This window comes from Flavicella marina (genome assembly GCF_009193215.1).
In the GTDB taxonomy this organism is placed as follows: Bacteria; Bacteroidota; Bacteroidia; order Flavobacteriales; family Flavobacteriaceae; genus Flavicella; species Flavicella marina.
The window spans coordinates 78,396-99,591 of the sequence record NZ_VYVA01000005.1 but is presented as its reverse complement, the minus strand read 5'-3'; the positions used below and the strand labels follow the sequence as shown (position 1 = coordinate 99,591).

General features: G+C 32.4%; 13 protein-coding genes. 5 read left to right on the top strand and 8 right to left on the bottom strand.

The annotated features are described in order from the left end of the window. Positions 1–2 precede the first annotated feature (2 nt). The 3 genes from F6P99_RS11150 to F6P99_RS11140 all read right to left on the bottom strand — a co-directional run bounded on the left by F6P99_RS11150 (position 3) and on the right by F6P99_RS11140 (position 7,394). On the bottom strand, positions 3–4,721 hold the full coding sequence (locus F6P99_RS11150) for a RecQ family ATP-dependent DNA helicase (RefSeq protein WP_226913064.1): 4,719 nt from the start codon (positions 4,719–4,721) through the stop codon (positions 3–5). 466 nt (positions 4,722–5,187) lie between these two features. Beyond that, positions 5,188–6,654, bottom strand: a complete 1,467-nt coding sequence (locus F6P99_RS11145) for an amidohydrolase family protein (protein WP_152287569.1) — start codon at positions 6,652–6,654, stop codon at positions 5,188–5,190. A gap of 533 nt (positions 6,655–7,187) precedes the next feature. Beyond that, on the bottom strand, positions 7,188–7,394 hold the full coding sequence (locus F6P99_RS11140) for a hypothetical protein (RefSeq protein ID WP_317162586.1): 207 nt from the start codon (positions 7,392–7,394) through the stop codon (positions 7,188–7,190). 141 nt (positions 7,395–7,535) lie between these two features. Between F6P99_RS11140 and F6P99_RS11135 the strand changes: the two genes are divergently transcribed. Genes F6P99_RS11135 through F6P99_RS13430 form a run of 4 tightly spaced genes read left to right on the top strand, consistent with a single transcriptional unit; the run spans position 7,536 to position 9,079 of the window. Further along, positions 7,536–8,291 carry a hypothetical protein gene (locus F6P99_RS11135; RefSeq protein ID WP_152287568.1) on the top strand — a complete coding sequence of 252 codons (756 nt, stop codon included), beginning with the start codon at positions 7,536–7,538 and terminating at the stop codon, positions 8,289–8,291. Position 8,292: 1 nt separating this feature from the next. After that, complete coding sequence (locus tag F6P99_RS11130) at positions 8,293–8,688, top strand: DUF5675 family protein (protein WP_152287567.1); 396 nt, start codon at positions 8,293–8,295, stop codon at positions 8,686–8,688. Between the two features lie 5 nt (positions 8,689–8,693). Next, positions 8,694–8,903, top strand: coding sequence for a hypothetical protein (locus tag F6P99_RS11125; RefSeq protein WP_152287566.1), 210 nt, complete (start codon positions 8,694–8,696; stop codon positions 8,901–8,903). Between the two features lie 5 nt (positions 8,904–8,908). Further along, positions 8,909–9,079 carry a hypothetical protein gene (locus F6P99_RS13430; protein ID WP_193316065.1) on the top strand — a complete coding sequence of 57 codons (171 nt, stop codon included), beginning with the start codon at positions 8,909–8,911 and terminating at the stop codon, positions 9,077–9,079. 40 nt (positions 9,080–9,119) lie between these two features. Here the strand turns inward: F6P99_RS13430 and F6P99_RS11120 are convergent, their stop codons facing one another. From F6P99_RS11120 to F6P99_RS11100, 5 genes are all read right to left on the bottom strand, one after another. After that, positions 9,120–9,989 (bottom strand): cation diffusion facilitator family transporter, encoded by an 870-nt coding sequence (locus F6P99_RS11120; RefSeq protein WP_152287565.1) that lies wholly within the window; start codon positions 9,987–9,989, stop codon positions 9,120–9,122. Positions 9,990–10,188: 199 nt separating this feature from the next. Next, positions 10,189–10,713, bottom strand: coding sequence for a methyltransferase family protein (locus tag F6P99_RS11115; RefSeq protein ID WP_226913063.1), 525 nt, complete (start codon positions 10,711–10,713; stop codon positions 10,189–10,191). A 113-nt stretch (positions 10,714–10,826) separates the two neighbouring features. Next, positions 10,827–11,243 carry a Fur family transcriptional regulator gene (locus F6P99_RS11110; RefSeq protein WP_152287563.1) on the bottom strand — a complete coding sequence of 139 codons (417 nt, stop codon included), beginning with the start codon at positions 11,241–11,243 and terminating at the stop codon, positions 10,827–10,829. A 2-nt stretch (positions 11,244–11,245) separates the two neighbouring features. After that, a complete protein-coding gene (locus F6P99_RS11105; protein WP_226913062.1) occupies positions 11,246–13,408 on the bottom strand; it encodes a TonB-dependent receptor in 2,163 nt (720 codons plus the stop codon). A 75-nt stretch (positions 13,409–13,483) separates the two neighbouring features. Next, a complete protein-coding gene (locus F6P99_RS11100) occupies positions 13,484–13,801 on the bottom strand; it encodes a DUF6660 family protein (RefSeq protein WP_152287561.1) in 318 nt (105 codons plus the stop codon). 2,252 nt (positions 13,802–16,053) lie between these two features. Here F6P99_RS11100 and F6P99_RS11090 point away from each other — a divergent pair. Then, entirely contained in the window at positions 16,054–21,126 is a 5,073-nt protein-coding gene (locus F6P99_RS11090) for a hypothetical protein (protein ID WP_152287560.1), read from the top strand. The last annotated feature ends 70 nt before the right edge of the window (positions 21,127–21,196 follow it).

Here is a 21,196-nt window from a genome sequence, read left to right as displayed (position 1 = left end):
AATTATTCCAATACCTTCTCAAACTTCAACTTAGGTAATACTATTTTATATTCTTTGCCCTCTGCAGCATCATACCAATAGACTAGGTATTCAACATTACCATTAGAAAGTTTATACCCATCCTTTAAAAATGTATTGTATTTGGTTGTGAAAAAAGCCTTCGAAAAAATAAGGACATTTCTCGCATTCATTTTTGCTAATCCTAAAGCGGCATTGCTCGAAAACTGAACAGTATCCCTTTTTAACAGCTCACCAGAAACTAACGTATTGATTGCTGCTGCCGTGGTGTTGTATTTTTGTGATGCTAAATAGATGTCTTTATGCCCTAAGATTATTTCAAAATGATTAGGCTGCCTTGTTGTTCCCTTGAAATTTTTAACTTCTAATATATCAGTTCCAAAGTTGTCAAAAAAACCAGCGTTGGAATGAATTTGCAATGTTTTTTTAGCTCTTGAACAGCCTACGTATAGTACACGTTTTGACTCTGTATCATTAAAAACATAATCCTCTAGCAATAAATAAACATGGTCGAACTCTTTCCCTTTTGCTTTGTGCATCGTTGCAATGATAATGGCATTTGCATCCGCATTGATGGCATCCTCCATTTTTATTTCACGAATGTATTCGTACCAATCTACAAGCTGTTTTTGCTTTTCGTAATTTGCCTCAAATTTTAAGATAATCGCTACACAGGTATCAAAGTGAGGACTGTTGACATGCAGGTTTTTAAAAGTTCTTTTTGCCTCTATCCATTCCTCATTAAAAATTATGCCTGCATCATTTTTAAATTCTTTAAGTGCATCTGTAAATGTTCTTAGCTCCAGTAAATCACTCAATCTAAACCCTTCTAAACCAGTAATAAGTTTTGTCCTCTGACCTGCATCTCTTAAAAATGTACTTAGTAATAGCGCCTGTTTGTTTGTTCTCACCAATATTGCTCTTGTGCCAGAATGATTGTCTTTTATGAAATTGTCCACTAAGGATTTTTCTAGATAGGAACTACTGTATTTTATGAGTTGTATTTTGGATGATTCTATTTTGCTTGCAGGTTCTAATACCTCCTGTTTTAATCTGTTTGGAATGGTGGATAGTAATTCATTATTAAATTCTACAATATTTGAAGCACTACGGTAATTTTTGACCAATGCATATTGGGTTGCATCGTACTTCTGTTTAAACTCTAACATGTTTTGATTAGAAGCACCACGGAATCCATATATATTTTGGTCGTCATCACCAACTGCTATAACTCTTATATTCCCAGATTTCTGAATAATCAATTGAATGAGCTCCCATTCTTCTTTATTTACATCTTGAAACTCATCTAAGAGCAAGACACTTTTATTTGTTATTGATGAAATATCAATATCTTCATTTTTGATTGACTCTAAACAATCTTTGATTACATTTTGAGATTTTGCTAAATCGCCCAATTGACCTAATAATTGAAAACAAAATCCATGGAAAGTTGTTATCTTAATCAAACCAGCATATTCAGGAACCAAATTTCTAGTTCTTGACCTGAACTCTAATGAGGCCGCTTTAGAAAAGGTAAGCATTAGAAACTGTTCAGGTTTTATGTCTTCTAGCAACAACAAACTAGCAATTTTATGTACTAGCACTTTTGTTTTTCCACTACCAGGTCCCGCCAAAACCAATATATTATTAGATTTTCCATCAGTCACTATTTTAATTTGATCCGTATCTAAGTCGCCTATGATTTCTTTTAGTCGTTTCGGCGTTAACGGAGTCCCAATTTCAGTCTTTCTGCGAGGGAAATATTTTGTTAAAAACTCTTCGTAGGGCAAACTGAAGTAGTCATTTACATACATAAGTGCCGATTCATAATTTTGAATTCTTTTTTTAGCATATTCACCCACAATATGAATTTGCTGGGTTTTATGATCATAATGGTCACCCATTTTCTCGAAATTCCCTTTCGTAAACCTAGGAATAGAATCATCTATTTCCTCTATGTTTAACCTATTATAGGAAACCATAAAACCACCTTCTAATTTGATAGATTTTATTTGATTTAAGAAGAGAAGTGTTTTTTCATAGCGTTTGATATCTTCTTCTTTGAGCTGACCAAATAAATGATTGGATTCCTTTAACTCAAGCATTGAAAAAGAAACAGGCAAGTCTATTTTCTCTTTAGATACCTGCTTTTCTTTTTGTTCCAACTGAAATTTCTCCAACAGTTCATACACATCAATAGACAAATCATGTCTCCAAGCAATATCGCCTTTTATTTCTTCACTGTATTTTATTTTAATTTGATACAAATCATTCTCTCTATCAATACGTGATTTTTGAATGAAGTTTCTAATTTCCCAATAATTCAAAATATTTTTAATGGCATCAACAGAAGATTTTTCAATCCCCATATCAATCAAATTTTGATTCAGTTGACGCATGGATATTTTAATACTATTTGTTAAACATTCTTGTAATGCTATTTCAATATTTCTATATCGTTCTAATATTTTTTTTGAACCATTTGAGGATTGTGTTGTATTGATAAAAGCGGTGAGGTCTTTTGAGTCCCCAAGTATTTTAAGCTCTCTTAAAACATCAATCACATCTCTGATTTCATTCAACTTTAATCCAGTTGTGTCAGCCAAATAATCAATACGGCACTCTTTGTCTTTTACGATACGCTGTAGAACACGAGAACAGTTTTGAATCTCTATTTCTGTTAATATTTTAGATTCATGGATTTTTTCAAGTGCCTTGTTTAAATTTGGTACCATCAAACTATCGGCAAAAACACTTGGTGAATTTTGCCTTCGTTTTAAAAAGCCCTGATCCTCTAATGCCGCAATGGAAGTTTTCACTTTCGTTTCGAGCTCTTGCATTTCGGTATCCCAGCCTGCTTTTTGTGCAATTTCTAAAGCAGAGTTACTGATTTTATTGTTCTTTCTATATTTCGATAAATACTTAAGTCCCTGCCAAATTTGTTGAATCTCTTTTTGATTAATTTTAGTTTGTTGCAATAAACTGAAATGTTTGTTAAGATCATCTTCATTAAATAAAATGTAACATTTTGCTTGGATGTTCTCATCGCGACCAGCCCTACCGGCTTCTTGCACATAGTTTTCTAAAGAATCTGAAATATTATAATGAATCACCGACTTTACATCATCCTTATCTACACCCATACCAAAAGCGGAGGTTGCTACAATAATCTCCTTTTGGTTATTCATAAAAGCATCCATATAATCCTTTTTGACATCTTTGTCTAATTTTCCATGGAAATAAGTTGAGTTGAAACCAGATTTCTCCAATAACTCATGAATTTCTTCAACTCTCTTTGTTCTAGAGGCATAAATAATTGCAGGTTTTTCACAACGGTCTAGAAGTTTCAGTAGCGTCCCCATTTTATGAGCAGGGTCTTTGATATCAATTACTTCATATTTTAAATTTGTTCTACTTGCCCTGGTAACAAATTCATCTAATTCTACATCTAATTTTGTTTTGAAATATTCTTTTATATCAAGAATAACTTGAGGTTTTGCCGTAGCTGTAAAACAGGAAACTGGTATCTTTCGATACAGCATCCCTTCTTCTAAGCTTTTTATAAATTCGCCTATGTATAAATAATCTACTCTAAAATCTTGTCCCCATGATGAAAAACAATGCGCTTCGTCAATCACAAATCGAGCTATGGAGCGTTGTTTTAATATTCTTAATATGGTAGGAGATCTCAAAGACTCAGGAGATAAGTACAACAATTGGATATCACCATTTTCAACTCTTTCAATAGCATCCTGTCTTTCTAATGGTGACAACAAACCATTTATGGCAACCGCTTTCGTAATATCGAATCTGTTTTCAAGATTTTCAACTTGATCTTTCATCAACGATACCAAAGGCGAAATAACAACTGTAAGTTGACGAGACAAAGAACCTTTCATTAATGCTGGAAGCTGAAATGTAAGCGACTTACCTCCACCTGTAGGAAATACCGCTACAAACGAATCATTTGTTAGTCCTGCGCTTACTGTTTTTTCTTGAAGGCTAATCTCTTCATTAGGATCAAAACTTCTAAAATCCTCATAACCAAAATACTTTTGCAAAGCTTTTTTGGGATTCAGATTCGAATTACAATAATTACAAGTTGACTCATTGCAATGTTTAAACCTTAGATCATTAACAATTTGAGTTGTTTTTGGAAATGTATGTGCGATCCAATATGCCAATTCAGATTTTTCTTCTTTAGCACTTATCAAAGCATACGCGTAGGCTAGTTCTACTGGGTAATCTTTCAATATCTTATAAATATTGGTGTTTTCACAATTTCTATTATTTAAGAGACTGTTTATTGTTTTATAGATATCTAAAGCTTCCGTTCTGAAATTTAATAAATCTAAGAAACCTGAATACGCCGAATTACTCCCTAAAAGATTGGCATAGACCTGCTGACTATCTCTATCTAGTTCATTAAATCTATTTAGTTCGTCTATTAATAATTGCTTTGTTAGCTTACAGTCAGAAAGTGGGTTGTTTACATCACTGTCATTCACAATCTTATAACCTTTTACTAGTTTATGATATGGATTGTCATTAAAAATAATCGGAGACCACAGAAGTGTATCGATTATTCTTTTGTCTTGGAAAATTTCAGAACCTAAAACTTTTCTTAACAAAGGTATATCATGCGCAACAATATTATGACCGCATATGTATTCTGCTTTCTTGACCCACCCCTCAAGTTTCACTAGCTGTTTCTCATGCAATTCTTGACCATTAAAAATTGCACCAACATCGTTTATTTTACCTTATAAAGAATTTTATCTAACATAACACGTAGTCTTTATAAAAAGTCAAACGGATTGTATTTGCTCTTAAAATTAATTACTATAACAAATTACTCATAAAAAACTTAAGTGAAATGGATAGAAATATTCTTGAAACCCACTAATATCACAGTTGACTACTTAGAGCATTTTAAATTATGAACTCCTTTTAAGAATTTCGTTTTCTTAAAGTGTAATATATATTTCACTCTACAAAATGAGAAACAAAAGTAACAGAGTCTTACTTGAAGTTGTATGTTGTACATTTTTTTTAACATAAAAAAGCCATCTCATTTCTGAGATGGCTAATAGCACTTTTACAAAAAAAACATTTTATTTTATCTATTCAAACCACCATAAAGTACGAACAGAGCTGTTTATCTTTTAATTAGTTTACACTCGAGCTTAACACTGCTATTTGGGTCTCAAATTCTTTATATTTCTGATCTAGAATTTTAATATTCGCCTCCTTTTCTTTATCACTTAGAAACGAATATTTAATTGCATTGTAGGTGTATTTTTTAATTTCATCATATGAAGGTTTATAACGACTCGCTAATAACATGTATTCATTCGTTAAATTATTTCTTGACACGCCAGAGTCGTCCGTTGAAATCACCATAGGAACTCCATAACTTGCGTAAACAGTATAAGGGTGCGCATTCCCTTTTACTCCCAAAATAAATTCATTACTTGTTAAGTTGATTTCAACTACCGCGTTCTTTTTTATTTTCTCTAAAAGAGCAATCGAATTGTTTTCATATACAACATCAATTCCATGACCGATTCTTTCTGCATGTGCAATGTCAATTGCTTGGTGAATATGAAAATCTAGATTTTTAGGTCTTACCATACCTAATGTTAGCTCTCCAGCATGCAAAGCTCTATTCGTTTTAGGATATTTTCTAGATAAATAATTAAACATTTGCATATGAAGTGTATAATCAAGTAATGCAGTCGTATTGTTTTCTGGTGCTACAATATTTACACCAACTATTAGCTTAGACTTATCTGACGCTTTAAAAGCAGCAAGCAAGTCTACATAAACCTCTAAAGGATCTTGCACTCTCGCAGCATAACTTTGAAAACGCATTGTAAACCCTTTATCGTCAATTCCATTATGAACAGTTTTGGCGTTTTTTACAAATTGCTTGATTTCGGAATTGAATGACTTATCTTTTTTTAGATTTTTACTTATCTCTTCAAATATTATATCTGCTTCTTTTTGAGACTTGACTTTTCTCAATCTAGAAATCACATCAGAACGATTCGGATAAGATTTACTAGATACTCCAACAGAACTCAGCATTGTCTCGATGTATTGCACATTTTCATTGACAGCACGCTGTTTAATTATTTGCAATCCTTTACTCATGAATTGGTCAGAAACCGTTCCAAAATACCCAAAGGTGTTAAAGAAATTTTGATCAGGTGGTGGTTGATTGTGATAATGATTGTCGTAATCTTTATCAGACCATAATGTCAATAATTTCCTATATAACTCGCTGTTCTTTATTAACTCCTCGACAGTGATAAGATTCGTGTTTGTTGAGTCTGTTTCTTTTACAATTTTGAGATTGGTTTTATTAATTCTCCAGTTCTTTTCTTGGACCCAATCCAAAAAAGTTTCTGCATAAATAGTTCCTGTGTAGTGATGATGTAAATCTGCACCTTTTGGCATAATTGTAAAAAACATATTTAACTGAGCAACCTGTACATCATTTTTGTTGTTAATTAGGCTGTTATAATAATCTCTCGTGCGTTGCAAGTTTTCTTCGATAGAGTCTTGAGACTGTGCTATTGTGAGGTTAGATGCAAAACAGATTATTGCAATACATAAATTTAATTTTTTCATATTCTTTTTTTTAGGTTTTGTATTAACTTCAAAAATAAAAAGAATACTTTGCATGTTCACAATAATTGCGCTAACGTAAAAAAAATTGCAATAGGAGTTATGTTTCTTGTTTTAAGCGGAATCGCCTTTTCTCTACAAGTACCTAGTTAAAAGCATATGCTGATGTTCTTTTATCTAAACATAAAAAGAAACAAACTTTCAATTATAATATCAAAAAATCAACAAATATAACGAACAAAAGTAACCACCTAGAAAAACAAAAAACCCTCATAATCAAAGATTACAAGGGTTTCTGTGAGCGCAGAAGGATTCGAACCTAAGCTCTACTCCCCTATTAAAACTGGGCTTTTATACACTGTAAATTTTATGTTGACCGATTTGTGAACCTCTAAATTCAAATAAATTGTATTGATTTGACTTTCAGTCTTTTACAAAGATACAAAAACAAGACATCAAACACTAGTAAAACAGTTCAAATTCAATGTAAATAAGGATAACACCTCTTACTATTCAGGCGTATTTTGATATATAATTTATGATGCGTTTTGAAGATACTCGTGTATAGAATTCATATCAATACCTGAGTAATCAGAGAATTCTTGTGCAGTAATAAATTGATGTGGTTTTTTGTCGAAATGTTTTTTTATTTGGCGTATTAGCTTGCGCCCAAAACTTTCACTTCTTCCAGTGATGCATTGGATGTCTTTTGGGTATATACAAATTCTTACAGTTCTAATCATTTTTATAAGTTTCCTATGACTTTGGTATGGCTTAAATATAACTTTTCGTTATAAATGATTTATAACGATCAATTTATCAGTCTGTTTTTTTGTTTCCTATTAAAAATACGGTGTTTTGTTGAAACTTTAAAATTTTTTATCATGGCTAAACAAACAGGTATTATCAAATTAAAAGGAACTATCGGAGATATTGCCTTTTACAAAACAACTGACGGACACCTAGCAAGAGGAAAAGGTGGAATTGAAGCTTCAAGAATTGCAAATGATCCTGCGTTTCAGAGAACGCGAGAGAACAATTCTGAATTCGGAAGAGCTGGAAAAGCAGGGAAACTATTACGAATTGCTATTCGAACGCTTTTGCAAAGAGCGAAAGATAAAAGACTTGTGGGAAGATTGACCGCTGCATTGCTTAAAATTGTTAAATCTGACACAACCAATGCACGAGGCCTACGAACGGTACAAGATGGTGTTGTGAGTCTTTTGAAGAATTTTGAATTTAACATCAATGCAAAATTGGCTTCGACCTTGTTTGCTTCTTACACAACAAGCTTTGATCGTGTAAGTGGCGATGGGAAATTAAACATTTCAAAATTTGTTCCGACTACTTCCATTGCTGGACCTTCTGGAACAACGCACTATCGAATTTCATTGTGTACCGCTGAATTGGATTTTGAGAATGATGTTTTTACTTCCGAGGTAGATGAAACTGGAATCGTAGCGTATGACTCTGTCGAAACCGCAAATATTGAAATTACAACCTCAACGAACTCGAATTCACTGTTTCCAATTGTACAGGTTGTTAGTATCGAGTTTTTCCAGGAAGTTAATGGAGAAATGTATCCATTGAAAAATGGTGCATATAACGCCATGGCTGTGGCCCATGCTGAAAAAGCTTAAGATGGATCTTGTCTTGCATAGAACTTATTTAGAAGAGGGCACGCATGGTGTTCTCTTCTATAAAAATAGATTTTTCTGTTTTGTAATTGAACTACCTTTCTTGGACAACAAACGATTTATATCCTGTATCCCAGAAGGTACTTACACTTTGAAACCACGGTATTCGAAGAAATTTCAAAACCATTTATTGGTAAGTGGTGTAAAAGACAGAAATCTAATTTTACTGCACACAGCAAATGATGCGCAAAAAGAACTCAAAGGTTGTTTGGCACCTGTGGGTTATTTGTCAGGTGTTGCAAAGGGGCTTTACAGTAAACCTCAGCTTGAGAAATTGGTTGCTTTGTGTTACCAGGCGTTTGAAAGAAAAGAAAACGTACAACTTATTATTAAATCTTAGAACTAATGAAATTACAAGATCGATACAAGAAACGAACTCCTTCCTTTTTTAGAAAGTTGAGAAATTTAGGTATTGCGCTAGCCGCTGCTAGTAGGGCTATTTTGGCTGCACCTATTGCGCTTCCTGCGGCCATCATAACTGCAGCTGGTTATTTAGCGGTTGCGGGCACTGTAGCAACAGCGGTTAGTCAAGCGGTTGTTGATGGACAAAATTAAATAGCATGGGAAACCTACATATAAAATCTGGAATTTTTGGAGGAACTCTATTCTCTGCAGTATTCAATATTAGCTATCACGATATTGTATTTACAATTGTCATGGCTAGCATTGGAGCTGTTGTTAGTTTTTTTGTTTCGTGGTTTTTACGAAAGGTTTTTATGAAGAAATTATAAATTGAACGTTTTTATATACGGTGTTGTGTGCTGCCTTTTTTTATTCATTCGGTTCAATATGAATTAGAACGTGTTCTAAATTCGGTATTTCTTTTCTTAAATGGTCTTTTAATTTATGTGAAATATCGTGTCCTTTTTTAACAGAAATATCTCCATCAACTATTACGTGTAAGTCAACGTGGTATTTCATTCCTGCTTTTCGTATAAAACATTTTTCTGTTCCAATAACACCTTTAACTTTTATAGATTCTTCTCGGATTTTTTCTAATAAGTCATCATACAAATGTTCATCCATAATTTCTCCTAAAGCTGGTCTGAAAATCAAATAGCTATTGTAAAGAATAAAAGCAGAAGCAAATAAAGCTGCCCAATCATCAGCTGTTTCATAGCCTTTACCAAAAATTAAGGCGATAGTAATTCCTATAAATGCCATTACAGAAGTTATTGAATCACTTCTATGATGCCAAGCATCTGCTTTAAGTGAAGAGCTATTAGTCTCTTTACTTTTTTTTATTACTATTCTAAAGGACACTTCTTTCCATATAATAATTGCACCAAGTACTATCAAAGTCCAAGATTTAGGAATTTTATGAGGTGTTTGAATATTTTGAATGCTTTCGTAGGCAATAATAGTTGCTGACGTTACAAGAAAAGCGACTACTAGAAAAGTTATTAACGGTTCAATTTTTCCGTGTCCATATGGATGGTTTTCGTCTGCTGGTCGCTTTGCGTACTTTAAACCAAATAGAACAAGTAGAGAAGAGAAAATATCGGCCGTTGATTCTATTGCGTCTGCAATGAGAGCATATGAATTGCCAAAAAATCCTGCAAGTCCTTTAATCAAGGCTAAACAGGTATTTCCAATTATACTAAAATAAGCAGTTCGTATTGCAATTTGTTCGTTATTCATTTAGTTTTTCAGGTTGCACACAACGTTTTTATATACGGTGTTGTGAATAGTGCTTATTATATTGTTTAGTTTTGATGTTTGAGTTGAGTTCAAAAGTGAGCGTTGGCAATGTCATACTTTTTTACAGTTTTGGCGGAGCACTGATGATGCGACTGGAAATGTGTATGGCTTTGAGTGTTGGCAATTCTGAGTCTTTAGCTTAAATCCATCTTCTCACTTTTTCCGCGTATTGTATATATTCATTTCCAAATTCACGTTTTAAAAACTCTTCCTCTAATCTTATTTGTGTATTCACACTTAAAGTAGATAAAGAGATTATGAGCAAAGTAAATGCATTGGGAATTACAAAGAACAAACCAATATTGGCAATCATTATTCCCAAAAATATTGGGTTTCTTGATATTGAAAACACTCCATTAGTTACTAATTTAGTTTTGTTGTATTCATCAATTCCAATTCGCCAAGAAGCCGCCATTTGGCTTTGAGAAATCCAAACAACAATTAATGATATAATCAAAAGAGTCCAGCCAATCTTTTGTAAAATAGGATTTCCTAAATACCAAAAAGGAAGTAAATATTCGTACCACTCATTTTTAAAAGCATAGATTCCGGCAACAATAAGCTCAAAGATTGTGATAAATGTAAAAACTTTACCATTATAATCGTGAGCATTATCTGTCTTTTTAAACGTAAGCGGATTTATTCCTGTTTTTTTCCAATGCAAAATGGACCTTAATACAAATACCAATAAAAAATATAATATCAGATAAGCAAATAATAACATAGTTTCTAAATTGAAATAAAAGTGCTCTAATTATCAATGCAATGGAAGTGCAATTACTGACCACTACATTTATCACAAATTCCTTTTACTACCAAGTTTACATTTTCTGAAACAAATCCATCAGGTACTTTTATTTGAGGGATTTTATGTTCTGTCAAACAAACAGTTTCTTTACAGTTATTACAATGAAAATGCAAATGCAAATCGGTTTCAATTTCGCAATTACAACCCTTTTCACACAAAGCATATTTTGTAATTCCTGTACCATCGTCAATTTGATGCACAATATCTTTTTCCTCAAATGTTTTGACGGTTCTGTACAACGTCGTTCTATCTGCTTTTTCAAAAGCATTCTCTATATCACTTAAAGTAACTGCGACATCTTTTTCAGCAAGGAACTTGTAAATTAGCAAACGCATTGCTGTTACACGAATATTTTTAGATTCTAATAATTCTTCAATTGTTTGCATAATTAATCGTGGTCTTCGTTTCCAAATGGTTTAATTATTATTCCTACGCTGAATATAAAACCATCGGTTGGTGCATATATTTCGGGAAATTCTGGATTTTCGTGTGGTGGCAGAACTAAAGGCGAAAATTTGCTCTGTCGCTTGTCTGTAAAATTTTCAAAATTTATAAAAGCACTTCCGAATTTGAAGTTACGCATTAGCAATAATCCCATTGTTACAAAATCTGTTGTTTCAGTTCCGCTTGATAAAAATTGCTTTCCAGTATAAAATGTTTCATAACCAATTCTCCATTTTTCAGATTCGTACATTAGAACACTTCCTGCGTTATGCTTTGCTGTTAACGGTTTTTGTGGATTACCTGATAAATAATTTAGCTTGGTATCAATAAACGCATAGTTTAAAAACCATCTAAATTCTTTATAGGTAAACTTTATGTTTGTTTCTGCTCCTTTACTTAAAATTTCGTCAGTTGCATTTTCAAATGCAAACAAACCATTATTTGTACTGTTCAATAATAATCCGTTGTTAATTGCAGTGACGTAAAAAAGTTGGTTAACTGAAAACCCAATAGTTTCAAATAAATGTGTTTGATAATTAAAATCAAGGTTTATACCAAAAGAAGTTTCTGCTTTAATTGTAGATTTATCAATGCCAAGTACATTTTTAAAATTGATTAATTCTGCTTCTTCCGTAAAAATATCAGGTATTTTGTAGCCTAAACCTCCACCGATTCTGCTTGAAAATCCATTCTTGTTTTTATACAATAATGAAACTCTTGGAAGTGGAAAAAGTCCATAATCTGTATTGTAATCTGTTCTAAATCCAGTCTCCAAAATCCATTTTTCTGAAAGGTCATAAATATTGTTTGCAAATATTCCAAAAGTGATGTCTTTTTGATCACGTTGTAAAATTGCATTATCATTCTCATCAAAGTTTGAAGTATATAAGTTTGCTCCAAAAATCCAATCAACTTCTGATGTCGCCTTTTGATATGCTACTTCTGTAAATGTGTTGATTTGTTTACCATCAAAAATAAAATCTGGAACAGTTAGATTTCTATCAAAAAAAGAAACACTATTTTTAATATTTAGTGAACTTGTCGAGTCAATTTTAGTTTTGTATACAGCTTGACTGCTCAATCTTTTTGAGATATTTTCTTCTGTATATTGATGAATTCCATTCTCTCCGTTTTCAATTTTTGTTACATCTCCACCTATTCTGTCATCATAAGTTCCGTTTAAACCAAACCAAAAAGTTGTTTTTGCTGAAGGATAATAGAATAATTTTGGATTGAATGAAATAGACTTTGTTTTTGGTAAATTACTAAAATCATCATTTTCTGGGTCGTATACTTTTTGATAATGACCAGATGCATAAAGTGAAACACCAAACTTTTCATTTCGTTTGCTATAAAACACATTTGTTGTACTACCTAATGCTTGAGTTTGCGTTAACATAATATCAAAAGCTGGTTCTTCATCTGGTGTTTTTGAAACCATATTTACTAAACCCGCAATTGCTCCTCCACCATATAATGTTGAAGAACTTCCTTTAATAATTTCAAACTGTTGCAAGTCCAAAGGTGGAATTTGTAATATACTCAAACCACTTGAAAAACCTCCGTAAAGGGGAAATCCATCTCTTAAAAGTTGTGTGTAACGTCCATCGAGTCCTTGAATTCTAATATTTGTGTTTCCGCTACTTAAAGAGGTTTGTTGCATTTGAATTCCTGTACTTTCACGCAGTACCATTGAAATATTGGTTGGGTTCATGATGGCTTTTTCCTCCAATTCTTCAGCACCAATAAATTCAATTCTCGTTGGTGTTTTTTTAACCGTTCTTGTACTTCTTGAAGATTGCAATACAACTTCGTCTAATTCGTTTCCTCCACTTTTCAACTTGAAAATTAAATCTGAATTATTCGGGATTAGAATAGTGGTTTTTAAGGTTTCAAAACCTAAAAATGAAATTATTACAATATGTTCTCCGTTTGGAATTTCTTTAAAAGTTGCAATTCCATCAAAATCGGATACTGCTCCTTTTTCTAATTCCTCAAAATATACTGTTGCTCCAAATAGCGTTTCGTTTTCGGACTCTGAAACTACTTTTATTTGTATATCAGATGTTTGTGCTTTGGTAAAAAAGCACATTATAATTGTGAGCATTGTGCTCAATATGTATTTATTCATTGAAAATGTAAAACTGATTAACTAATTTTTTTTGACGTTTTCGTCACTAAATTAGCTTATCAATTGTGGCGGTTGCCAAATATTGGAATGATAATCAAATCTGTATATTGATTGATAAACAGATATTATTTTTGTAGAAATTGAGTTGTTAATACCTAATTCGAAAGATTGAAGTGGTTGATATGTTACTGCTATACCACAACAATTACAAATACAAGTTATCGGACATGTATCATCGCTATCATTTTGATGATTATGTTCAGTACTTGTTTCGTTTTGGTGTTGGTCTTCAGAATTATTTCCATCAGGACAAGGTTTGATTGACAAAACAAGTATTGTTAAAGATAATATGATTGTAATAAATTTCATTGTCACAAATATAAAAACTTTTCAATGCAATGGTGTTGCAAAGTTCATTTTGTACTCTGTTTTGAATATTGGCTGAAAACAGCTCTTTTGTTTTTTCTAAGCATTATGCACAACGTCTCGGCTATGGTTAGTACGGGAATTAAAAGTAATGAATTTCCGATTAATCACTTAGCCAAATTTTTTTATTTTGTTTTATCTTTTCTTTATTAAAGCCAAATCAAAAGATTTGGCGGACTTAGTAAATATACCAAAACTTTGGGTTAAGCATCAAAACCCGTATTAATTATAGCCCTTGTTGCCAACCGTTATTTCAATTTATTGGGTATCTTATGGTCTATAGAAAGTTTTTATGCACCAAATTGGAAATAAAAACAATAAGCAATTCAGTATTGAAATAGATAAGTGTAAGAAATTACTAGGAAATAATAGAATGAAATCATAATCTTTTATTGTAGCTGAATAACTAGAAACACAGAAAGGGAACAAAAAAAGTCTAATTTTTACCCAAATATTTTGCTTTATGCCTTGTTGAATAGTGGATAGTATTAGGGCAAACCCGATGATAAGTGAAATTCCTATAGAGCTAGCCCATAATTTTAGTGAAGCTTCAAAGTATATGCTTATAATTGTTAGATACCAAACTAAATAACACCATAAAATCATTTTTTGGGATGTTATATTTTTGAAATATTTTAAAAAAACAGTTATCACAATATCGTATGCTTCTTTTTATCTTGTCTAATGTCAAGTTTTGTTATTCAGTTAATTATATTTGGGTCAAATCTACCAATTTTAATAAACATTTTAGAGTTTTTTTTCTCTTTAGCCCAAGGAATTTATCGGATTCTGATGGGTAATGGTTGGCAACGTGTTATATAAGTACTAAAACTCTTATTATCCAGTATTATTTGGACCATAAACAAGTGTTTTTAGTAATGTTTTTAAAGGTAAGTGTTTTGTCTAAAACATAATAGATAGAGGAATTATTTTTTTGTTTTTTTATTTTTTACAAAAAAGAAAATACCATGCTTTTATAATTTTATACGGAGCTTTTTGTTTTCTGAAAAAAACAAAGCCAAACAACCGAAAAAATCCTGTAAAGAAAAACACAGCATTTTGTTTGGTGTGTTTTTTAGAAAATGGATCTTGCCCAAAATTTTAAAAGCCGCTGCCACCGGCAGGAAGGGGGATGCTTGCGAATAGCAAGGGGGCGAAGACCCGGAAGTGGGGCAAAAACAGAAAAGCGGGGAAGGGTTTGCAACCCATTTGGCATAGCACTCGGATAGTAATGAGTGATACTGTACTTTTTATTGATATCAGAAATTATTGAACAATGAAAGACTTTTGTTTTTGCCCCCGAGGGGCGCCCCCCATAAGAAAGTAGCACCGATTTATTTTTGTGATACACCCAAACTGTCTTAACTGCAACTGTTCTTGAAAAAAATAAAGGGAGGTGCGACCGAACGACTTTAGGAGTGAGACCTTTTAACCCCGAATTGGCGTAAGAAACTAACATACTGCTACTTGCTCAAATTGTGCAGTTAGTACTGAACTAAATATAATAGCTTTTTGCGCTGAGGTATGAGGAAAGCAATATGCTATGGATACGAAAACAAATAGTACATTTTTGCGTAGTAGTCTGTTGCGAAAACATCAATTGTGCTTAGTTATCGATGACGAAAGCTCTTTGGAGTTGTGAAATGAGGTACGAATGGAGCAAACTGCAATGTGCTAACTTTAAAACTAACTTTTTCATTAATGAAGGATCTATGTGGGTATTAACTTCCATCAGTTTAATCTCCACTTGACTTTATGCATTTTGGGTTGAATATACTACAAACTATTTTTGATACTGGTTATTAAATGATATCGAATTTTCTAGTATTCAGGGTAAAATTTTGAAACTTTAGATTCGTCAAAAAAAGGTGTTTCATTTAAATTAACACTATTTTTTTATGTGTTTTCATAAAGCTACCCTAGTGTTCGCATTCAGTAAATATATGAAAGTTATCGTTGCCATATTCGACTTTGAATATTATATAATCATGAGAACCCTCTTTAGTTTTATAAGAACTGGAAGTTAATTTACCTTCAATAGCAACCTCCTTGCTTTTGGTTATACACTTTACTATAACGTCACAAGTCTTTCCCAAAGTTACTGGATTTATGTTCTAACTAGGAATAAAATTCCTGCTTTAGGAGAATTTGATTTCATATAATATTCTTATCTTATACTTCTCAAAAAAATTATTATGAATACACAAAATCTACTCGTCAATATTTCAAACTACGATGAAGAAGCGTTCACCCAGAGTCAATTTGATCATATTTGTCAAATTTTAAGACCTAGTGATCTATTAAATCTAACATTTTATTTTTTTAACGTAGAATTGATTGACGGAGATTACTTTGTAAAAAAAGTAGAAGATCGGGATGCTTTCATGACTGTTAGAATACCTCAACAACATCGAGGTGAGGAAGTTTTAAAGGATACTCCATCAGCCCCCCTCAAGGCCTCCAAAGTATTTACTACTGGATTCTGTTTTTTAACATTCAAAATCAAATCTGAAGAAGCAAAACTAATAGATTATGATTCTGATCAACTTCTTGCCTGGAATAATAGTGAGAAGTATCAATTAATTGATACTCCATTTGTTAGGAACTACCCAAAATATAAAATTGCAAAACTAGAGAAGCTATTAACTAATACAAACTCTTCATATCCTTTTACTATTTCTGCAAATCCTTATGATCACCCTTTCCTTTTTAAATCTGATAGTGGTATTAGAATTCCTGTAACCTTATTTGAGGTTCCTTATAAAATGTACTTAAGCCCTATTATGCCTGAAGATGGAGAAGGAACCGCTTTCACATTTAGTCACGATAATGAAGAGGTTCCTTTATTAGAACTAAAAAATGAGGAAGACAACACTGTTGTTGAAGTTTTTGAAATTTGGAACAATCACTTTGGTTATAAAAAAGATTTCTTTCAAGATACGATTTCTCCACCTTCATTTAAGATCCTAGGTTTTGCTAACGAAGATAGAGAACCTATCAGCGAAGAAGAGGCTGGTATTTCAGATCATGCTGTGTCTTTTTTACCAGATCCTACTCAAAACCATAGAGAACACTTAGCACTGCTTTCTCGTTTGGGTTATAAGGTTCAAGATGATGGTGTTGTAACAAGAGATTATCGTAGAGATATAAAATCTGATTATTTCAACATTTCTGGATTAGGCGTTTCAACCTATTTAAAATACGATCATCCTAATCCAAAAGAAAGTAACAATGATGGCACGTATAATGATTATTCCATTGTTGGTTGGAAGCAGGACATAAAACTTGGATGTGATAATTATGTGGAAATCGTTACGAGAGCTGTTGATGCCAATAGTGGATTAAAGATTCTTGTTGTTCAAATCTCTGAAAGGCAACTAAAAAATAACGTTAGTTTTCTGAAAAAGAGACTAGAATACCGATATCTCGAAACAGAAAAATCCTATAATTCAGAAAGGTTTAAACACAAAACACCTTTTAAACATATTAAAGCATTAGAAGACGGAAGTTTCTTTTCTTACAAAGATTTAGGAAATGAAACGTATGCTGTGTGTAAAGAAGAGGATAATCCTCACCAAGGTATTTATCCAAAAGAGCTTCTAAAATTCAAATACCTCGTTACAGATTGGAATGATAGCTCCCATGAGGTTGAAATGGATGTTGTTTACATTCATGAAAATCGATTTAAGACGCATGCAGGAGCGTTGGATTTGACAATAAGTAAAATCACCAATTCTAAAGTTACTCACAAAAAATATCATGCTCTCCAATTTCAGCAGAAATTTGCTTTTGCCAATAGTTATACATTGGAAAATATTAGTGACGAGATTTCAAAGAATGTTGAGTTTGAGTCTAAAGAGGTACTTCTGTATCCTAAAATCTATTCTTATGACTCTTTTGATGATCCAAACCCATTGGTCCCTTTACTTCTCTGCTTAAAAGCTCCTATACCCCAATTAAATGGTTTAGAAAGTTCTCCGAGTGTGCATTTCTTAACCTATGCTCAAACATATAAGAACAATGGTTTTCAAAACAATGGCACTAAGGTCTTTTTGAAAAGATTGTCAGATAGCTTTCTAGAAAATTTTCAGTTATCAGAAAGTCAAAGAATTGATGATCAGTTCTTTATAAAAGAAGAGGTTCCTTACAGTAATTTTATGTCGAAGGATCATGCAAGCTTTGGTCCAATAGGAAATACAAACAGCAGTTGTGAGGGTATCTTTCTAAACGATCAAGCTCTTGTCTTAAGTGAAAAAATCAATGCTAATGCTGAGTTGGTCGATGCAAATGCAGATTTAAGCACCATTACTTTTCAACCTACCGATTTTTTGGGTGTAGATGTTGAACTGATGGGAGGAATAAAAATCAAAGATATTTTAGAAGAGGCTCTAGATATTAAAAACCTACCTATTACGAAAGTATATGAAGATATCAAAAAAGATGCTGAGCAAGTAGAAGCGTTGCTTCAAGATTACAAATACGAAAATATTCATGAAGAATATAGAAAGGACTTTGAAGAAAAAATGGCATTTATCAAAGCCTTTCCTGATCAGTTGCGATTGTTAGAAAAAGAATTGGTCAAATATGCACAAGATCAAGCTTTACTATTAGTTAATAGATGGCTAGAGAAGTTGGTAGACTATTACTACACAGAAGTGCTACTTAAGTTTGCGAAAAACAAAAACATTCAATCATTTACGCACAACATTTCTAAGTATCAAAGTCTCTATAATGCTTTGCACGGAAAAGCTTCAGAAATAAAAACAACTTTTGACACTGGCTTTGCACAATTAGAATCGGACATTGTTTTTCTTTCAAAAATAACTCCACAAAACTTAAAAGAAAAATTAGAAGAATATAAAGAAGCTAAAAAAAGAACTGAAGTATTTTTTCAAAAATTAATCGATGAAATTTTACTTTTTCAATCTCAACTAACAAATATTGAAAAAAATCGCGATCAAACTAGTGCTACATCAATAACTTATGTAATTGTACAGCATTACTTATATAAACTAGCTGAAAAAGAAAATGTCAACCTGAAAAGAGTTTTAGAAGTTCTTAAGGACCTTAAAAAAGAAGCAAAAACTCAAAAAATTGTCGATACTTTAATTCAGGTTATCAATGATGTATACAAATACTCTCCTCAACAGCTTAAGGACCTTGAAAAAGAACTAAAACTAGAGTTTGAGGTACGTAAAGAGGAAGTTGAAAGTCAAATCAACGAGGAAATTATTCAGGTAATAAATCATTCGGTAAGGCCATTTCTTTTATTTTATGAAGTAGTTTCTTTTTATAAAAACAAATATTATGCTTTTGTAGATCGATTTAAGGAAATTGAAGCCATGGCTAAAGAGTTGAATTTTCCTCTTCTAAATCCAGATCAAACAGATATTGAATATGTCAAATACCTTAAAGATAGACTCCCTGTTCTTACAAAAGAGATTGTCACAGAGTTAAAAGATGTTCTTGAAAAGATTAAAATGCAAATACTCCCCGAAGCCATTATAATTGATGACAATCCTTTCAAAGTTGCCTATGAAAAAATCATCTCTATCAACCCTGAAGATCCTGAAGCAATCAAAAAGCTAGAAGCTATTACCGAAGGCTTGAAAAATCTTGTAGACATCGAACGAAAATCTTTTGAGGCAACCATTGATAAAAAACGTACCGAACTACTAAAGGATATAGACAGTTTAAAGGATATAGAAACAAGATATAGAGAAGAAATTAAAAATGCCCCAAACCAAATTTTAAACATACTTGAGGTTGAACTTCAAGAAGCATTTGGAGAAAGAAATATTGCTGAGTACAAAAGAATTAATCAACTCATTGAGACAATTAAAGCAACTACTGAAAAAACAATTACTTACAGCTGGAACACAACTAAATTTAAAAACTACTCATCTGGTATGGTTCGTTTCATAAAGCGTTCCAGTCCACCCACATCGTTTTCAGTAGATTTTAAGGCAACTACTTATTTTGACATTAGCTTAGAAAGACCTCCGAAGATAACCAACTATACTTATGGTTTCGTAACTCGTTTTTCAAATTTTGGTGTTGGGTTTGGGCCTGTTGTCATCAATTTTGAAGAGCTTCGCTATGAAAATGGGGCTTCAAAAAATACAGACTTTTCAGTAAAAATTAGAGATGTTCAATTTGAAGGGGCTTTAAATTTTATCAAAGCTTTTCAGGATTATCTTCAAACTTTAGATAAAAACCTAATTTTAAGAATCGATGAAAATGGAGCAACAATAGGCTACAGTGTTCCCTTGCCAAATTTATTATTTGGTTATATCAATCTTTTCCAGTTAAAATTAAGCATGGCAGTAACATTACCTTTTCTGCCTAAACGCCCAACACTTGTTAAGATAGGAATTAATAATCCGAGTGATCGTTTTATCATCACGGTGAATGGCTACATGGGAACAGGTTATTTTGAAACCATCCTCGACCCAAAAGTTGGCTTGATCTCTATCGCTTTTGTGGTAGAATTTGAAGCCAAATTTAGACTCAAAATGCCAGGAGCTAAAGGGTATGCACATCTATTGGCAGGTTTTTATTTTCGAAAAATTCATGGTCTTGTTGAACTAAGGGGTAATTTGCACTTATCAGGAGGTTTCAATATTATCAATCTATTCCACTCATCTGTCACCTTCGATATGACGCTCCTTGGTAATGGCGATTACCTGGAAGGTTCTACAAATCTCAAGGTAAGTCACCGTTTTTCAAGATGGTTTAAAGTTACCGTCAGACTTCACTACAGTCAGAAGTTCTACGGTACGAAGAAAAAAAGCAATAATAGTCTTTACGGCCCTCTGTTTAAGTCGTTAAACACAGATAAAACGATTGTAAGGTTGAAGAACGGATTAGAAATTATTGATTCAAATTTTTATTATGAAAACAACAACTATTTTATCAATGTAGAAAATAAGCCTTGGTTAATTTTTAGAGTTCCAAAAGATACTGTATACACAATTAAAACTTCTTGGAAGAAAAAAAACGGGAATCTTAAAATTTACACAGACAAAACCGTTTCATACAGAAACACTCCTCATTTGTATCGAGATGATCAATTTAGCTATGTAAAGGTAGAAATAGTAAAGCGTAAAAAGAAAGAAGTTTTTAAATTGATTGTAAAACATAAAGACGAAAGTGATATTATATCTGTAGATAATAACTATAAGAGTAAGCTCAAGCCATCTGAATATGTTCTTCCTAATGGAATGCCTGTAAACACAATGTTCGATCACTATTTATCTTACCTATAAACTCAAGAAAATGCCAGATTTTAATTTAATTACAACGCTCCAAGAGAAGACTATTGACGATAAGCTCAAA

Coding starts and splice junctions, on each gene's coding strand:
- F6P99_RS11145 (WP_152287569.1), bottom strand. CDS start 6,654: ATGAAAAAATTAAATTTATGTATTGCAATAATCTGTTTTGCATCTAAC.
- F6P99_RS11140 (WP_317162586.1), bottom strand. CDS start 7,394: ATGATTAGAACTGTAAGAATTTGTATATACCCAAAAGACATCCAATGC.
- F6P99_RS11135 (WP_152287568.1), top strand. CDS start 7,536: ATGGCTAAACAAACAGGTATTATCAAATTAAAAGGAACTATCGGAGAT.
- F6P99_RS11130 (WP_152287567.1), top strand. CDS start 8,293: ATGGATCTTGTCTTGCATAGAACTTATTTAGAAGAGGGCACGCATGGT.
- F6P99_RS11125 (WP_152287566.1), top strand. CDS start 8,694: ATGAAATTACAAGATCGATACAAGAAACGAACTCCTTCCTTTTTTAGA.
- F6P99_RS13430 (WP_193316065.1), top strand. CDS start 8,909: ATGGGAAACCTACATATAAAATCTGGAATTTTTGGAGGAACTCTATTC.
- F6P99_RS11120 (WP_152287565.1), bottom strand. CDS start 9,989: ATGAATAACGAACAAATTGCAATACGAACTGCTTATTTTAGTATAATT.
- F6P99_RS11110 (WP_152287563.1), bottom strand. CDS start 11,243: ATGCAAACAATTGAAGAATTATTAGAATCTAAAAATATTCGTGTAACA.
- F6P99_RS11105 (WP_226913062.1), bottom strand. CDS start 13,408: ATGCTCACAATTATAATGTGCTTTTTTACCAAAGCACAAACATCTGAT.
- F6P99_RS11100 (WP_152287561.1), bottom strand. CDS start 13,801: ATGAAATTTATTACAATCATATTATCTTTAACAATACTTGTTTTGTCA.
- F6P99_RS11090 (WP_152287560.1), top strand. CDS start 16,054: ATGAATACACAAAATCTACTCGTCAATATTTCAAACTACGATGAAGAA.